Source organism: Bacillus sp. FSL R5-0593, assembly GCF_038603755.1.
Lineage (GTDB): Bacteria > Bacillota > Bacilli > Bacillales > Bacillaceae > Bacillus > Bacillus velezensis.
Map to the genome: position 1 here is coordinate 3,276,405 of NZ_CP152011.1, position 15,135 is coordinate 3,291,539.

Below are 15,135 nucleotides of genomic sequence, written 5' to 3' on the forward strand. Positions count from 1 at the left end.
ACACTTCCTTTTTTAAGATTGTTTGATTTCAGCCGGCTTTACTTTTTGGGCGATCGTTTCGCGAAGATCCTTTTTACTGACCTTGCCGACGCCGGTTTTCGGGAAAGAAGCGATAAATTCAATCCGGTCGGGGATTTTATATGCCGCCAGTCCGCGCTCACGCAAAAATGCTTTCAGCTCTCCCGGTTTCGGCGCTTCTCCTTTCGGGATGACGAACACACAGGAACGCTCCCCGAGAAAATCATCCGGCATTGAAACCATGGCGGCATCATGAACGGCAGGATGCGCAAGAAGGTGATTTTCCACCTCCTCAGCGGCTATTTTTTCACCGCCCCGGTTGATTTGATCTTTCGCACGTCCTTCGACGATGATATAGCCGTCCGCCGTCAGTTTGACGATATCGCCGGTCTGATAAAATCCGTCGGTTGTGAATGATCTTTCATTATGTTCAGGCGCTTTATAATATCCGCGAATCGTGTAAGGGCCGCGTGTAAACAAATGTCCCGCTTCACCGGGGGCGACATCCCGCCCGTCATCGTCTAAAACCCTTACCTCATCAAAAGGTGACATCGGTCTGCCTTGCGTATTGACAATGATCTCTTCAGGATCATCCAGTCTCGTATAATTCACCAATCCTTCCGCCATTCCGAAAACCTGCTGAAGGGTGCATCCGAAAGCGCTCTTCACGCGGCGGGCCGCCTCAGCGCTGAATTTGGCGCCTCCCACCTGCAGCACTTGAAGGCTTGATAAATCATCACTTCGCGAACCGGATGCGTCCATCCACACCATCGCAAGCGGCGGGACGAGCGCTGTAATCGTGACACGTTCTTTTTCAATTAACGGGAAGCAGTCATCCGGACTCGGCGTCGGTGACAGAACGACCCGGCCCCCGGCATATAAAGTTCCCAGCACACCTGGCGAGCTGAGCGGATAATTATGCGCTGTCGGCAGAGCGGCCAAATAAACGCTGTGTTGATCCAAGCCGCATATTTCCGCACTGATGCGCAAACTGTATATGTAATCGTCGTGTGTTCGCGGAATCAGCTTGGACAGCCCCGTACTGCCTCCTGAAAGCTGTAAAAAGGCGACTTCCGCCGGGCTTACCTCTTCCAGCTGAACAGGCTCTCTATGCAGGCTGCTCAGTTCCTGAAACTCTTCAGCTTCGCCGGCAACAATGACATGCGCCAAATCCGGAAGTTTGCCTTTCACCTGTCTGGCAAGCGCCCTGTAATCAAAACCTGAATGCATATCAGGAATGATGTATGCTTTCGCCTCTGCAAACTCGCAGAAATACGTAATCTCACTGCTTCTATGAGAAGGCAGCGCGAAAACGGGCAGCGCTCCCAGCCGGAACAGCGCGAAAATCACTTCAAAAAACTCAGCGATATTCGGCAGCTGAACGACAACGCGGTCTTCCTTTTGAATTCCAAGCTTATGCAGCCCCGCCGCTAAACGATCTGCCCTTTCATCTAATTCTTTGTAGGTCCAATGTACATCTTTACACGTCACGGCAGTTTGATTTCCGTATAAAGCCGCACGCTCTTTCAGCATTCCTCCGAACGTCTCACCCTTCCAGCAGCCGTCTTTCCGGTATTTGTCAGCCCATTCTTCCGGCCATGGCGTAAATCCAGTCAGCACGATCCGTTCCCTCCTTTTTTACAACTCATCTTGGTAAAGCCCCATCGCCCGGAGCATGGTGCGGAATTTGGCCGAGGTCTCGTCCAGTTCATCCTGCGGCTTTGATCCGGCGACAATCCCGGCACCCGCAAAGAGCCGGAGAGACCTTGTTTCCGCTTCGGCGCAGCGGAGTGCGATAATCCATTCTCCGTCACCCTCAGCATCACACCAGCCCGCCATTCCCGTGTAGAAATTGCGGTCAAACGGCTCAATATCCTGAATCGCTTCTCTCGCCGCATCCGTCGGCGTTCCGCATACCGCGGGCGTCGGATGCAGGGCGATGGCCAGCTCAAGTGATGTCGTTGACGGATCACGCAGCTCTCCCTTTACCTCGGTGGACAGGTGCCACATCGCCTCAGTTTTAATGAGTGACGGTTTTTCCGGCACATCAAGCACACGGCAGAACGGTTTAAGGGCGGCGGCCACGGCGGCCACGACTACGGCATGTTCATGCAGATCTTTTGCTGATTGCAGCAGTTCTTCCGCTCTTCTCTGATCCTCGGCGGGATCGGTGCTGCGAGGTCTGGAACCTGCCAGCGGATTGGACAGAATCGATGTTCCGTTTTTGGACAGCAGCAGTTCAGGACTTGCGCCGAAAAGCGTTTTTCTTATTTCTGACGTTCCCGTCACATCCGCAGCGAATGTATAGCCGCGCGGGTTGTGCTGCGCCAAATGCTTGACGGCCTGTGGAATGTCGATATCCTTTTCAGCGGTCAGATGAAGCGTCCTTGACAGCACGATTTTGCTGAGCGGACCGTCCGTAATGTTGAATACGCCTTGTTCCACACCGCTCATGAAGCCCTCAGGGTCCGGAACGGGACGGATGTCATATGTATTGGATTGCGGCTTTTCTGCGGAAGATTCCGCAAACGAAAGCGGGCCTGCCGTATGGACATTCTTCGGTACAAAAAGCCGGGAAGCTTTTCTGCCGTCAAAAGGAATGGCGCCGGCCGCAATCGGATGTTTGATGCCGGCTTGCTTTGCCTCAAGAAGCGTCTGTCTCACGCGTTCAGGCAGTGAATCCAGCTGATTTTCCGCGTCTGTATCAGGCACTTCCGCAAACATTCCTTCCGCAAGCATCGTACTTTTCGGGGAAGCTAAAAAGAACGCCCCGGGCTTGTAAGCATCCAGCACCTCTTTTGCAGACACTTCCGCCAATAAATGTTGATTTGTCATGTTTGTCCCTCCTTCTCGTTACATCAAACGCCTAAAGTAGCGCCGCCATCAACGCATAAATCATGCATCGTAATATGGTTTGCCTGTTCAGAAGCCAGAAACAAAACGGCATTTGCAATATCAGAAGGCTTCGCCAGCTTTTGAAGCGGAATTCCCGTTTTATATGTATCAAGCGAACCTCTGATGACGTCCCGGGCTCCGTTCTCGTCCTGCCACAGCGCCCGCTGCATGTCGGTTTCCGTTGAACCCGGAGATACGATGTTGCAGCGGATATGATGGGCCGCAAGCTCCAGTCCGAGGCATTTCGTAAACATAACGGCAGCCGCTTTTGACGCCGCATAAGCCGCCATGGAAGCACGCGGAACGCCGGCTGCATTCGAACCGACCGTAACGATGGCGCCTTTTTGACGCTCAATCATGTACCGGCTTACAGCCCGCGACACATGAAATACGCCGGTCGTATTAACTGAAAATGTTTGATCCCAATCTTCATCACTGAGGGATTGCACCGGACCCGGCCGCAGCACGCCCGCAACGTTCGCCAATATTTCAATAGGCCCCATGTCGCGTTCAACGGCGGCGATGATATCATTGACAGCCGCACTGTCAGATACATCTGCGGCAAACCCCTGCGCCTGCACGCCTTTTTTCCGAAGTCTGTCAGTAAGCCCGAGAAGCAGGTCTTCATTTGTATCTATAGCTGCCACATTTACGCCTTGTTCAGCAAGGGCAAGCGCTGTTGCTTCTCCGATGCCTTGAGCGGCGCCGGTGACAACGGCCGTTTTCCCTTTCATTCCCAATGCGTCCATATTATCATTCCCTTTCTATATTGATAATGATTATCATTATCAATTATGATTCAAGACAATCATATCCAAATCAAAACACGCAGTCAATTAGAAAATTAGAATCAGCCGCATTTAGTTCGAAGGGCCTGTTTTTTCTCATGCGGGAGAATACGGGGTATGCGGTCCTCCCGGATTCAGGCAGAAACGCAGGGCCCTGCTGATTAAAACGGGCAGGACAGAAATATGGCCCTCTCCTTCAAACTCGCTGTATTCAGCACGGACTCCATCATCTTCAAATCCGGATAATAAAGAGTACAGCGCCTCTGCGTGCTGCGGGATTCTGCTTTTATGTGTTTTTTCAATTTCTCCCGCAGCCAGCAATACGCTGACTTGAAGATTTTCCGCAGAGAGCCGGGCTGACAATCGTTCCGCTTTTTCCTGAATAAAACGCTTGTTCCAGTGAATTGACGGACTCCCGGCAACATAGGTCTGGAACATGTCCGGCCTCGTCAAAAGCACTTGCAGCACAAAAAGACCGCCCAGCGAATGGCCGAAAATCGTCTGCCTGCCTCTGTCGATCGGATAATCCCGCTCCATCGCGGGCTTTACTTCTTCTTCTATAAAACTCAGAAACGCTTCCGCCCCTCCCTGTTCGGGCCATGCCGCGCCACGCGGATGCACCGGCAGTTCTGATTCAGAAAGCGGCATCGTAAAATCACTGTGCCGTTCGGCGGAAAACGGCTGATCTGTCGGATAGCCGATTCCGACAATCACCGCCGGAACAACGCCTGTTTTTTCAGGCCGCCGGCTTTGCACCCGCAAAGCTTCGGCCATTGTGCCGAATACGGAATTCGCATCGAGCAGGTATATGACGGGGAAGCCGGATGCAGGCGGTTCTTCCTGAGGAAAAAAGACAAAGATACGATACGTACGGCCTCCTTTTGAGCGCATTTCTCTTACTTCTGTGCCCGGAACCGCGTATCGGCCGGCCGGCGCGAAACCCCGCTTTATTTGTTTTCCGTCCATTATGTGTTCATCCCCTTTGCGGCAATTGCTTTATCTATGCTTATTGATAATGATTTTCAATATCAAAAGACACCTCAAATAATAGGTTTTTTGCCAAACAAAGTCAATGGATTTTTGATATAAAAAAAGCACCCTATTTCAATAAGGTACCTAAGAACTATATAGTGATAGGGGCTTAATCCCATGTAAAGCGCTCATTCTTCCATGGATCTCCCCTCATATGGTAACCGTTTTTCTCCCAAAAGCCGGGGTGGTTTTCCTTTGTGAACTGAATGCCGCGCAGCCATTTTGCACTTTTCCAAAAATAAAGATGGGGGAAAACGCCTCTGAGCGGATAGCCGTGCTCTGGCGTTAACGGCTCGCCGTTATGCGCATATGCCAGCAGGGATGTTTCCCGCGTAAAATCAGAAAGCGGCAGGTTGGCCGTCCAGCCCTCTTCAGCGTGCAGAATGACGAATCCCGCTTCTTTGTGCACGCCCGCTTTCTCAGCGATGTCTTTGGCGCGTATTCCCTGCCAGATATTATCAAGACGGGACCAGCCCGTGACGCAATGAATATCATTTTTCACTTCGGCTTCAGGAAAGGCTTTGATATCTTCAAAGCTTAACAGCATAGGACGGTCAACAAGCCCGTACACTTGCAGATTCCATTTTGACATATCTTCATAATAAGGAACATTTCCGGTGTGAAGCACGGGAAACTTCGTTGTGACATTTTGGTTTGGCGGAATCCGTTCCGACTGTTTTGTTTGTTTCGTTTTCCCGAAAAACATATGGCTCCCTCCATTTAGTAAACCTGTATTAAATCTTTGTTGACAATCAATCACCCTTCGATTACGCTAATCTGGTACAAGTGTAAGGGGGAAAAACAAATGAAACAACGCAACCTTCGCGCGGGCGATATGGCGCTTATCGGCATGTTTGCCGCACTGATGGCCGTCGGCGCCAACATTACATCAATGGCTCCTTTTTTGCAAGTTGCGGGAATTCCGTTATCGCTGCAGCCTTTCTTTTGTCTGTTAGCCGCGATGCTTCTCGGCGCCAGACGGGCAGCCATTGCAATGACGGTATACGCATTGGCCGGGCTCGCGGGGGCGCCTGTTTTCGCTCAATTCTCAGCAGGCTTTGCGCCGTTTATCGGAAAGAGCGGCGGATTTATTCTCGCTTATATCCCGGCGGCATTTGCAGCCGGATGGCTGCTGGAAAAAACAAAAAAACCCGGCCGCCTGCATTATGCATGGGCCTCTTTGATCGGTACCGCCGTCATTTATATCATTGGCACGACCTATACGTATATTGCGCTGAAATTATGGCTTCATGCTCCGATCAGCTACGGAATGGCCTGGTTTTACATGATATGGTTTTTCATAAAAGATATCGTTTTAGCACTGTTATTGGCATCAATCGCGCCTGCCGTATACAGGTCTATTCATAAAGCGACGGGGTTCAGCAGAAATCCGGCGTAAGATGTTCTCAGCATACAAAAAGGCTCCCCTTTCCGGGAGCCTTTTTTTACAGGACAAGCGCGGCAATCCAGCCGAATATCACAAGCGGAATGTTATAGAAAAGAAATGTCGGTACGCACGTATCCCAAATGTGGTGGTGCTGTCCGTCGGCGCTGAGGCCTGACGTCGGTCCGAGCGTACTGTCACTTGCAGGAGAACCCGCATCGCCGACCGCGGCGGCCGCTCCGATTACGGCAATCGTCGCCATCGGGCTGAATCCGAGCTGAGCGCACAGCGGGACAAATATGGTCGTAATGACGGGTACGGTTGCAAATGATGATCCGATTCCCATCGTGATTAATAAACCGACCACCAGCATCAGGAGCGCGCCTAATGATTGGCTGTGGCCGATAAGGCCTGTTGATGCTTTGACCAAGGAAGCCACATCGCCCGTTTTATTCAGTACATTTGAAAAACCGGCCGCAACAAGCATGACAAACCCGATAAAAGCCATCAGAATCATGCCGTCCGTGATCAGCTTATCCGCTTCATTGCGCTTCATGACTCCGCTGATAAACAGCGTAAACAAGCCGGCAAGCGCGCCCATAATCATACCTTCCACTCCGAGCACTTGTGACAGATAGAGCTGAACGGCAAGCGACACGGCAATGGAGATCAAGGCGATGGCAATGCTTTTTTTCGTATAAGGAGAAGACGATAGTCCGGCAATCTCCTTCGTCTCATATTTCTTCGGTTTCCGGAAGACGATGACGGCTAAAATTAAACCGACCGCCATCCCGGCCGTCGGGATGATTAAAGCATACGGGATATCACTTAGCGGCACCTTTAAACCGGCTGACGCCATATTATCTCTCAGCATCCCCTGGAAAATCTGTCCGAATCCGACAGGCATAACGATATAAGGCGCAGTCAGTCCGAATGTCATCACACACGCGATCAGTCTGCGGTCTATTTCAAGTTCGTTAAATATTTTTAAAAGCGGCGGAATCAATACAGGAATAAACGCAATGTGAACGGGCACCACGTTTTGCGAGAAACAGGATATGATTAAAATAATCAGTACGATTAATACTTTTGACAGTGCTTTTTTCCGCGAATCTTCCTTTTTTCCGATTAGTTTGACAGACGCTTCCACCATTGCATCGGGAAGCCCCGTCTTTGTCAGCGCCGCGGCAAATGCTCCGAGCAGCGCGTAGCTGACCGCGACGGTGGCATTTCCGCCGAGACCGTCCGTAAAAGCCTTCACCGTCTCTCCGAGGCCTAAGCCGCCGGTCAGCCCGCCGGCAAGCGCGCCGATCATTAAAGCTATAATAATATTGACACGCAGCAGGCTTAAGACGAGCATAAGCAATACTGCGACAACAACAGCATTCATTGATGAGTCCCTCCAAAAATCCTTTAGTTTGCTAATGTAGTAGATAATTAAAGTTAACATATATTCTGCGCTTTAGTCAACTAAAGATTTTGGAAATCAAAAAACCCGCTGCATCAAGGCAGCGGGATGCTGTTATCTTTCGGGCGTATAGCGCTCAGTCAAAACAGCCAACGTCCTTGCCATGACGCCTGTTGCGCCGGCAGGGCCGAAGCATGTCGCTTTATTCGCCGTCGCGGTTCCCGCAATATCGAGATGAACCCACGGCGTGTTTTCCGCGAATTCACCAATGAATGCCCCCGCCATAATCGCGTGGCCTTCTCTTCCCGGAGAATTGTTCAAATCAGCCATCTGACTGTTTCTCACCCGTTTTTTATCCTTTTCTGTAATCGGAAGCTGCCAGATCGGCTCGCCGGATTCTTTCGCCGATTCCGCCACCTGTTCATAAAACGCGGCGTGATTGGTCATGGCGCCCGTCATTTCGTTTCCTAAGGCGACAATGACACCGCCCGTTAACGTTGCGACGTCTACGAGGACAGAGGCTCCGTGCTGCTTGGCGTATGTGATGCCGTCGGCAAGCACGAGACGCCCTTCCGCATCGGTGTTCAGGATCTCAATGGTTTTTCCGCTGAGCGAAACGATGACATCATCCGGCTTCATCGCATCGGACGAAATCATGTTGTCCGTAGACGGTATGACGGCGAGCACGTTTTGTTCAGGCCGCAGTTCGCCGATAATCTCCATTGCCCCTAATACCGAGGCGGCCCCTCCCATATCGCTTTTCATGCCGACGATGCCGGTTTTCGGCTTAATTGAATATCCGCCCGTATCAAAGGTAATTCCTTTACCGACCAGGCCGATGACGTCTTCCCACTGATCTTTGCCCTGATACTTCAGAACGATCATTTTCGGCGGTTCGGATGAGCCCTTGTTAACGGCAAGCAGCCCGCCCATGCCGAGCTCTTCCATTTCATCTTTTTCTAAAATTTCACACTCGAAATCGTATTTTGCCGCCAGCTCAGCGGCATATGACGCCAAATCAGTGGCCGTCAGCATATTACCCGGCATATTCACAAGCGTGCGGGCTGAATTCGTCCCTTGGCCGTATGCCGCTCCGACGTTCAGGCCGGCCTGCACTTCCCTCAGGTCTTCTTCGGTCACGGCGCAGACTGAGATCAGTTCCTGATCCGGCTCATTTGATTTATGTTTATAATCCTGCACTTCGTAAACCGCAAGCAGACAGCTTTCTGAAAGCGCATGAGCGGCATCGGCGGCAGGCACTTCCCCGGAGACGAATGTATCGAGCAAAACGGATACTTCCTGTTTTTTATCTTGATGAACCTGCTGAAATACTCGTGCAAAGCATTCTTTCGTATCTTCAAACGAATAATCCGCTTCTCTTCCCAGGCCGATAAAATAAATACGTTTCATACCGGTCGCAGCCGGAGGGTATACTTTTGATACACGATTGCGTTTGGCGGACACATCACCATCCTTTAACAGCTGGGTCAGATGACCGTCCAATTTATCATCCAATTCCTTCGTAAATCCGTTCAGCGTGCTTTTTTGAAAAAGACCGATGACCAGTGTTTCGGGATGCCGCAGTTGATCAGATGCATAAAACATGAGTACACACTCCTTATGTGGGTATTTGTTATGTAAAGTGGTATAATGAAAAAACATTTTTCATTGATTTTATTTTACCAAACTAAGGGCGTTTTCTGCAGTTTTTCGATACGATCGGAATCAGCAGATACAGAAAGGATGTTGCATATGGATGTACTTATGAATTTTCCTTTACTGGCGAGTTTTGCCGCCATTATTTTTGCCCAAGTTGTAAAAGTGCCTATTCAATTTATCGTATCCAAAAAACTTGACTGGTCTCTTGTGACGAGCACCGGCGGCATGCCGAGCTCCCATTCCGCCGCCGTCACTGCGCTGTCAACCGGAGTCGCTTTGGAACAGGGACTGGACTCGCCCCTGTTTGCAGTCGCCGCGATTTTCGCCGTCATTACGATGTTCGACGCTACAGGTGTCAGGCGGCATGCGGGTGAACAGGCGACGGTCATTAATAAACTGGTCATCGACTTTAATCGGTTTGTCAGCGAAGCGAAGGACTTTCAGAAAGCGGAAGAGAAGGAAAAACAGAAGAAACTGAAAGAACTGCTCGGCCATCAGCCGATTGAAGTGTTCTTCGGCGGCGTCACCGGTATTGTGCTGACATTGATTTTAGATTATTTCTTTATGTAAAAAACGCTTCAGCGGATGCTGAAGCGTTTTTATTCTTTTACCGTTTTGTATTGATTTCTGAACACTTGCATCGACTTGGTTTCGTTCAGCTTTACAAGTTCGTCCTCGGTCACTGTGCCGTTCCCTTTTTTAATCATGTAGACATCAAGTGTTTTTTTGCCCCAATTGTTATAGACGTCCTTGACGGTGTCAAAGTAGAGGTCAAGGCGGCTTCCTTTAATTTTTGAGCCGGTATCGGCGACAACCCCGTATCCGTAATTCGGTATAAACAGAATCGTCCCGATCGGGAAAACAGACGGATCGGCCGCAACAGTTGAATATAAATCGCGTTTGACCTTCACGCCTGAATATGTAATTCCGTACTGCGGATGCCCGGGAGATTTTCCGGTAGATTCCGCTCCGGCGGTATAACCGGTGGCCGTCACCTTTTGTGACGGATAGCGTTCCCAGTCAAAAGCTTCTTCCAGCGGTTTTATCCTGCCTGATGCCTTCTTTTCCGGCTGATTCTGTAAGGATTGAAACGGAGTGCCGATGTTTTTCAAAACGGCGCCGCGATGTTCCGTCATCCAATTTGTCAGATCCTTTGCTTCAATACCGGTTATGGAAAAATATGTCGCATGGCATGCGCCCAAAAAGAGCACGATCATGAATACTCGTCTGATTATCGTCAATCTGAAATCACTCTCCTCCGAGTCATTGTTCCCAACTCGGTGAGGTGCTATACAAAAAGCGCCGCGGCACAAAAAAAGCTTTCTCGAATAAGAAAGCGACTTAAAACATTTGATATCCTCTTTTTCTGAGCGCCTTTATGGCAATGCCTGACATGATGGCTCCCGCCAGTCCGCCCGCCAAAATCACGACATCCGCAACCGCTAATGACATGATGCGCTGAAACAGGCTTTGAAAGGATTCCCCCGGCGCCTGCACGTAACTGATCATCTTTTTATTGCTGATAATGAAAAGGCATACAATCGGATAGACAACAGCCATAATCCACGACATTCTAAGCAGCATGTTCAACAGAAAGCCTATGCCGAAAAACAGTACAAAAAATAGTACAATTGAGATCAGGACAACCGGCAAACTAATCACAAACATCCACCCCCTACAGCACTTTCAGTGTACCTCGGGGGCGGTAAAAAAGTCAACGTCTGGAAAAATCAGCGTCTCTCTTTGCCGCTTCCCTGGCAGGAGGGACATGTTTCGGAGCCGCCAAGAAGCAATTGAAAATACCCTTTACCTGAGCAGAACGGACACGCCGCCGTGCTTTTTGCTGTCGTTTTCATGCGGATCACCCTTTTTCTTAATTTTCTGATAATATATCATATTTACTTGTCAAGCACCAAGTCAGAATATGTAACAAAATAACTCATGTAAGCGAAAACATTCATTTTTTTCTTTTACATTCTTTTGATAGCGCTCTTTTTTAAAAGAAGAGAAAACCCGCGGCCGCGGGTTTTCAGAAGAATTTAAACTTCCCTTTTTTCAGCGTCAGGCCCAGCCCGCCGATCATAAAGAGCGATCGGTTGTCAATGACCTTTTTCATAAAGGACGCCGGCATGCCTTTGAGCTTCCTGCCGTATACGACTCCGACGGCGTTATGCTCACCGAGGGAGGCGACGGTTCCTTTAATGTCAGGCTTGAACTCTTCAAGCTGGCCTCCTTTAATCAAACCGCCCAGATTTTTGGCGACCGTTTCTCCTTGCTGCATCGCGATCTGAGCAGTCGGCGGGTACGGCCGTTCCGTCTCTTCATTGATAAAGAGCGAGCTGTCGCCGAGTATAAAAACGTCATCATGACCCGGCGCCCGAAGATCAGGGTTGACCTTGACACGGCCGCGCATATTTTCAAAACCCGCTTCCTCCACGATCGGATGTCCGCGCACGCCCGCCGCCCAGACAACGGTCTGCGATTTGATTTCTTCCGGCTCTTCATCTTTCTTGCCGACTGTGACACCGTCTGCGCGGCATTCTTGTACCGCGGTGCCGATTTTAAATTCAACGCCTTTGCTCTCAAGGTATTGAACGGCGTAATCGACAAGCTCCGGATCAAATCCCGGCAAAACCGTCGGGGCGGCCTCGACACAGACGATCCGGACGAGACTTTCATCTATATCATAATATCTGCATAACTCCGGCTTGCGGTTCGCAAGTTCACCGAGAAATTCAATTCCCGTAAAGCCCGCTCCGCCGACAACGATGGTTAAGCGGTCAGGGCGTTTTTCGGCCTCCGTATTGTATGTCGCAAATTGGAGCTCAATATGGTCTTTCAGCTGTCGCGACGTATTAATATTCGCGATCGGAAAAGCGAATTCTTTTAAGCCTTTAATCCCGAATGTTTCAGGGACGGCGCCAAGCCCGATGACAAGATAATCATAAGGGATGTCCCCTTGTGAAAGCGTCACCTTTTTATTTTGCACATCTATCGCTTTTACGGTATCCTGCACAAATTTGACCCGTGATTCATTGATTACATCTTTTATTTGATATCTGCAGCGGTCATGATGCAGCGTTCCTGCGCTCGCTTCATGCATCCATGTCGTTTCATAATGATAATTGTGTTTATTGACCAAAGTAATGTCAGCGTCATTTGCCCCGATATGCTTCGGAAGCCTTGTTACTGTCATTAATCCACCATAACCTGCACCTAAAACCACGATTTTGGGTTTATTCAATGCCATCACATCCACCTTCTTTTTTTTGCTGTTAGACGCATAATCAAATCAACATTTGTATTAGCTTCAGCTTATTGGCGGGATTTTATGAAATGAAATATAAAATTTTTTAGAAAACCGCACATGTCTGCATATCACCATACTATCCGGAAGAATCAGAAAACATTCAGGAAAAAACAGATTGGAATTTGTCCCCATATTAGCGGCGGCCGCAATTTTTTTCAAGAATGAAGCGGCCGGGCGGTTTTCGGCACTCGTCATCCTTTTAAATTGTATGTTATAATTAATAACAATTTTCAATTAGGAGGCAATTTGGTATGCAAGAGGATTCAAAGGTTTATGATATTACGGTCATCGGCGGCGGCCCGGTCGGCCTGTTTACCGCTTTTTACGGGGGAATGAGACAGGCGAGCGTCAAAATCATCGAGAGCCTGCCTCAGCTTGGCGGCCAGCTCAGCGCGCTGTACCCTGAAAAATATATTTATGATGTAGCCGGATTCCCGAAAATCCGCGCCCAAGAACTTGTGAACAACTTAAAAGAGCAAATGGCAAAGTTCGATCAGACCATCTGCTTAGAGCAGGCCGTTGAATCTGTTGAAAAACAGGCGGACGGTGTGTTTAAGCTTGTCACGAATTCAGAAACGCATTATTCAAAAACGGTTATTATCACCGCGGGAAACGGCGCATTTAAGCCGAGAAAGCTTGAGCTGGAATCAGCGGAACAATATGAGGGCAAAAACCTGCATTACTTCATTGACGACCTCAATCAATTCGCAGGCAGACGCGTTGCCGTTCTGGGCGGCGGCGATTCCGCGGTTGACTGGGCGCTCATGCTTGAGCCGATCGCGAAAGAAGTCAGCATCATCCACCGCCGTGATAAATTCCGCGCGCATGAGCACAGTGTCGAAAACCTGCATAATTCTAAAGTCAACGTGCTGACACCGTTTGTTCCCGCTGAACTTGTCGGTGAAGACCGGATCGAACAGCTCGTTCTCGAAGAAGTGAAAGGCGACCGTAAAGAAATCATTGAAATTGATGACCTGATCGTAAACTACGGCTTTGTTTCTTCTCTCGGCCCGATTAAAAACTGGGGCCTTGACATCGAGAAAAATTCCATCGTCGTCAAAAGCACGATGGAAACGAATATTGAAGGCTTCTTTGCCGCCGGAGATATCTGCACATATGAAGGCAAAGTCAAGCTGATCGCCAGCGGTTTCGGCGAAGCTCCGACAGCCGTGAACAACGCGAAGGCCTACATGGACCCGAAAGCGCGTGTCCAGCCAATGCATTCTACAAGCATGTTTGAAAAATAATATAAAAAAGAGTCTGTGTCATACCGGCACAGACTCTTTTTTATTTAAACATCCAAATATAATTCATGACGGTTCCGACAACGAGCGCAATGACAAGCGCCGACACGACCCAAATCGTGCCTAAAATAATCCGGTCCTGAATTTTCTGGGCTTTCGGGCTGTGCCCGGGCTGTTTTTGTTCCACACCGGCCCCTCCCTTCTTTGCAAATCTATCTATCGTAACAAATGTCTTACAACACCCAATACTACTATGATAACCAAACTGCAAATGGATGACAAGCTGACCGCATATGAGGCAGCATGAAATCATTTGACATTCCTGACAAAACAAAGTACATTATAAAAAGACGAACATTTTAATTTTATTTAATTCTATTATTCGCTTTTAGGGGTGTTATATATGGAAAATGTATTTGATTACGAAGATATTCAGCTGATTCCTGCAAAATGCATTGTGGACAGCCGATCTGAATGTGATACATCAGTTACATTGGGCGGACACACGTTTAAACTTCCGGTCGTGCCGGCCAACATGCAGACGATAATAGATGAAAACATCGCGGCCTGGCTCGCGGAAAACGGGTATTTTTATATCATGCACCGCTTCGAGCCGGAAAAACGCCTGGCTTTTGTCCAAGATATGAAAGCGCGCGGACTGATTTCTTCCATCAGTGTCGGCGTGAAGGAAAATGATTATGAATTCATCCGGGAGCTGAAAGCACAGGAGCTTGTGCCGGATTATATTACCATTGATATCGCGCACGGCCATTCCAATGCCGTGATCAGCATGATTCAATTTATTAAAGAACATGTCCCGGAAAGCTTTGTCATCGCAGGGAATGTCGGGACGCCTGAAGCCGTAAGGGAGCTGGAACGCGCGGGCGCCGACGCGACAAAAGTGGGAATCGGCCCCGGGAAAGTCTGCATCACCAAAATTAAAACCGGCTTCGGAACCGGCGGATGGCAATTAGCCGCGCTTCGCTGGTGCGCAAAAGCGGCGAGCAAACCGATCATTGCTGACGGCGGCATCCGCACGCACGGCGATATCGCGAAATCCATCCGATTCGGCGCATCTATGGTCATGATCGGATCATTATTCGCCGGCCACGAAGAATCACCGGGACAAACGATCGAAATCGATGGAAAGCTGTACAAAGAATATTTCGGCTCCGCTTCTGAATTTCAAAAAGGCGAAAAGAAAAACGTCGAAGGCAAAAAAATGCATGTCGAACATAAAGGGTCTTTACAGGACACGCTGGTTGAAATGGAGCAGGATCTGCAATCTTCCATCTCTTACGCCGGCGGCAATACACTCGAAGCCATCCGCAATGTCGACTACGTGATCGTAAAAAACTCTATTTTCAACGGCGACAGATTTTAACACGCAGCAGAGC

16 protein-coding genes are annotated in these 15,135 nt (G+C 49.3%); 4 read left to right on the plus strand and 12 right to left on the minus strand.

What is annotated here, in order from left to right; translation table 11 throughout:
* Nucleotides 1–12: 12 nt before the first annotated feature.
* The 5 genes from NYE36_RS16245 to NYE36_RS16265 all read right to left on the minus strand — a co-directional run bounded on the left by NYE36_RS16245 (nucleotide 13) and on the right by NYE36_RS16265 (nucleotide 5,439).
* A complete protein-coding gene (locus tag NYE36_RS16245; protein WP_113766684.1) occupies nucleotides 13–1,638 on the minus strand; it encodes a (2,3-dihydroxybenzoyl)adenylate synthase in 1,626 nt (541 codons plus the stop codon).
* 18 nt (nucleotides 1,639–1,656) lie between these two features.
* On the minus strand, nucleotides 1,657–2,853 hold the full coding sequence (gene dhbC, locus NYE36_RS16250) for an isochorismate synthase DhbC (RefSeq protein ID WP_094032810.1): 1,197 nt from the start codon (nucleotides 2,851–2,853) through the stop codon (nucleotides 1,657–1,659).
* Nucleotides 2,854–2,876: 23 nt separating this feature from the next.
* The gene (locus NYE36_RS16255; protein ID WP_014418780.1) at nucleotides 2,877–3,662 is read right to left on the minus strand and encodes a 2,3-dihydro-2,3-dihydroxybenzoate dehydrogenase; all 786 of its coding nucleotides are present in this window, start codon (nucleotides 3,660–3,662) and stop codon (nucleotides 2,877–2,879) included.
* A gap of 135 nt (nucleotides 3,663–3,797) precedes the next feature.
* On the minus strand, nucleotides 3,798–4,667 hold the full coding sequence (locus NYE36_RS16260; protein ID WP_094032809.1) for an alpha/beta hydrolase: 870 nt from the start codon (nucleotides 4,665–4,667) through the stop codon (nucleotides 3,798–3,800).
* A 175-nt stretch (nucleotides 4,668–4,842) separates the two neighbouring features.
* Nucleotides 4,843–5,439: a sulfite oxidase-like oxidoreductase gene (locus tag NYE36_RS16265; RefSeq protein WP_094032808.1), complete on the minus strand. Its 597-nt coding sequence runs from the start codon at nucleotides 5,437–5,439 to the stop codon at nucleotides 4,843–4,845.
* A gap of 99 nt (nucleotides 5,440–5,538) precedes the next feature.
* Here NYE36_RS16265 and NYE36_RS16270 point away from each other — a divergent pair, with 99 nt between their 5' ends.
* Nucleotides 5,539–6,132: a biotin transporter BioY gene (locus NYE36_RS16270; RefSeq protein WP_007408702.1), complete on the plus strand. Its 594-nt coding sequence runs from the start codon at nucleotides 5,539–5,541 to the stop codon at nucleotides 6,130–6,132.
* Between the two features lie 46 nt (nucleotides 6,133–6,178).
* Here NYE36_RS16270 and NYE36_RS16275 read toward each other — a convergent pair whose 3' ends face one another.
* Together NYE36_RS16275 and NYE36_RS16280 are read right to left on the minus strand one after the other, a co-directional pair.
* Nucleotides 6,179–7,507 (minus strand): Na+/H+ antiporter NhaC family protein, encoded by a 1,329-nt coding sequence (locus NYE36_RS16275; RefSeq protein ID WP_094032807.1) that lies wholly within the window; start codon nucleotides 7,505–7,507, stop codon nucleotides 6,179–6,181.
* 132 nt (nucleotides 7,508–7,639) lie between these two features.
* Complete coding sequence (locus NYE36_RS16280) at nucleotides 7,640–9,130, minus strand: leucyl aminopeptidase (RefSeq protein ID WP_094032806.1); 1,491 nt, start codon at nucleotides 9,128–9,130, stop codon at nucleotides 7,640–7,642.
* Nucleotides 9,131–9,277: 147 nt separating this feature from the next.
* Between NYE36_RS16280 and NYE36_RS16285 the strand changes: the two genes are divergently transcribed.
* Nucleotides 9,278–9,754 carry a divergent PAP2 family protein gene (locus tag NYE36_RS16285; protein WP_021495380.1) on the plus strand — a complete coding sequence of 159 codons (477 nt, stop codon included), beginning with the start codon at nucleotides 9,278–9,280 and terminating at the stop codon, nucleotides 9,752–9,754.
* 29 nt (nucleotides 9,755–9,783) lie between these two features.
* Here NYE36_RS16285 and NYE36_RS16290 read toward each other — a convergent pair whose 3' ends face one another.
* The 4 genes from NYE36_RS16290 to NYE36_RS16305 all read right to left on the minus strand — a co-directional run bounded on the left by NYE36_RS16290 (nucleotide 9,784) and on the right by NYE36_RS16305 (nucleotide 12,434).
* Nucleotides 9,784–10,425: a 3D domain-containing protein gene (locus NYE36_RS16290; RefSeq protein WP_276020358.1), complete on the minus strand. Its 642-nt coding sequence runs from the start codon at nucleotides 10,423–10,425 to the stop codon at nucleotides 9,784–9,786.
* A gap of 100 nt (nucleotides 10,426–10,525) precedes the next feature.
* Entirely contained in the window at nucleotides 10,526–10,846 is a 321-nt protein-coding gene (locus NYE36_RS16295; RefSeq protein WP_003151989.1) for a YuiB family protein, read from the minus strand.
* Nucleotides 10,847–10,914: 68 nt separating this feature from the next.
* Nucleotides 10,915–11,040: a YuiA family protein gene (locus NYE36_RS16300; RefSeq protein WP_007408708.1), complete on the minus strand. Its 126-nt coding sequence runs from the start codon at nucleotides 11,038–11,040 to the stop codon at nucleotides 10,915–10,917.
* Nucleotides 11,041–11,213: 173 nt separating this feature from the next.
* Entirely contained in the window at nucleotides 11,214–12,434 is a 1,221-nt protein-coding gene (locus NYE36_RS16305; protein WP_007408709.1) for an NAD(P)/FAD-dependent oxidoreductase, read from the minus strand.
* 311 nt (nucleotides 12,435–12,745) lie between these two features.
* Between NYE36_RS16305 and yumC the strand changes: the two genes are divergently transcribed.
* A complete protein-coding gene (gene yumC / locus NYE36_RS16310; protein WP_020956286.1) occupies nucleotides 12,746–13,741 on the plus strand; it encodes a ferredoxin--NADP reductase 2 in 996 nt (331 codons plus the stop codon).
* A 40-nt stretch (nucleotides 13,742–13,781) separates the two neighbouring features.
* On the opposite strand, the gene NYE36_RS16315 is transcribed toward yumC, so the two are convergent.
* A complete protein-coding gene (locus tag NYE36_RS16315) occupies nucleotides 13,782–13,925 on the minus strand; it encodes a hypothetical protein (protein WP_003151982.1) in 144 nt (47 codons plus the stop codon).
* Nucleotides 13,926–14,141: 216 nt separating this feature from the next.
* On the opposite strand from NYE36_RS16315, the gene guaC reads away from it, so the two are divergent.
* Complete coding sequence (guaC, locus tag NYE36_RS16320; protein WP_012118338.1) at nucleotides 14,142–15,122, plus strand: GMP reductase; 981 nt, start codon at nucleotides 14,142–14,144, stop codon at nucleotides 15,120–15,122.
* The last annotated feature ends 13 nt before the right edge of the window (nucleotides 15,123–15,135 follow it).

Bases quoted from the DNA above. Each gene is read 5' to 3' on its own strand.
- NYE36_RS16255 (WP_014418780.1), bottom strand. From the start codon at position 3,662: ATGGACGCATTGGGAATGAAAGGGAAAACGGCCGTTGTCACCGGCGCC.
- NYE36_RS16280 (WP_094032806.1), bottom strand. From the start codon at position 9,130: ATGTTTTATGCATCTGATCAACTGCGGCATCCCGAAACACTGGTCATC.
- NYE36_RS16285 (WP_021495380.1), top strand. From the start codon at position 9,278: ATGGATGTACTTATGAATTTTCCTTTACTGGCGAGTTTTGCCGCCATT.
- NYE36_RS16270 (WP_007408702.1), top strand. From the start codon at position 5,539: ATGAAACAACGCAACCTTCGCGCGGGCGATATGGCGCTTATCGGCATG.
- NYE36_RS16265 (WP_094032808.1), bottom strand. From the start codon at position 5,439: ATGTTTTTCGGGAAAACGAAACAAACAAAACAGTCGGAACGGATTCCG.
- NYE36_RS16300 (WP_007408708.1), bottom strand. From the start codon at position 11,040: ATGAAAACGACAGCAAAAAGCACGGCGGCGTGTCCGTTCTGCTCAGGT.
- dhbC (WP_094032810.1), bottom strand. From the start codon at position 2,853: ATGACAAATCAACATTTATTGGCGGAAGTGTCTGCAAAAGAGGTGCTG.
- yumC (WP_020956286.1), top strand. From the start codon at position 12,746: ATGCAAGAGGATTCAAAGGTTTATGATATTACGGTCATCGGCGGCGGC.
- NYE36_RS16260 (WP_094032809.1), bottom strand. From the start codon at position 4,667: ATGGACGGAAAACAAATAAAGCGGGGTTTCGCGCCGGCCGGCCGATAC.
- NYE36_RS16305 (WP_007408709.1), bottom strand. From the start codon at position 12,434: ATGGCATTGAATAAACCCAAAATCGTGGTTTTAGGTGCAGGTTATGGT.
- guaC (WP_012118338.1), top strand. From the start codon at position 14,142: ATGGAAAATGTATTTGATTACGAAGATATTCAGCTGATTCCTGCAAAA.
- NYE36_RS16275 (WP_094032807.1), bottom strand. From the start codon at position 7,507: ATGAATGCTGTTGTTGTCGCAGTATTGCTTATGCTCGTCTTAAGCCTG.